Raw genomic sequence first — 340 nt, 5'->3', positions numbered from 1 at the left:
CTGGCTGGACGGTGAAACCACCAACAGCTTCAAAGTGAGCGCTATCCGACGCGATAATGATGATGACGTACCGGACGATCAGTACGGGTTCAGAGTTTTTACCAATACCGACATCAAAATTGATTACCAGTCAGCCACAGCCACTGGCTCAACCAATGTCGCCGCCGGTAAAGTCTCGTCAACCATATTGATGGCAAGTTGTGGTGATAAGTTTGAGATTTCAGCAACCAAAGGTCAGGACGGCGAGGTGGTGGATCCGCAGCAACTGGATCTTTGTTTACCTAACCTGGAACCAGGGGATACCTATCTGCTGATTACCAGTGACGACGCCATTCTGTAC

General features: G+C 49.7%; 1 protein-coding gene. It reads left to right on the top strand.

Translation table 11 applies throughout. The features are described from left to right. Positions 1-340 (top strand): hypothetical protein (locus R0J87_RS19035; RefSeq protein ID WP_498888185.1); only part of this gene is annotated, 340 nt, incomplete at both ends.

Origin of the sequence: Halomonas sp. SIMBA_159 (assembly GCF_046536035.1) — a bacterium.
In the GTDB taxonomy this organism is placed as follows: domain Bacteria; phylum Pseudomonadota; class Gammaproteobacteria; order Pseudomonadales; family Halomonadaceae; genus Vreelandella; species Vreelandella venusta_A.
This window is presented reverse-complemented; position numbering and strand designations above follow the sequence as displayed.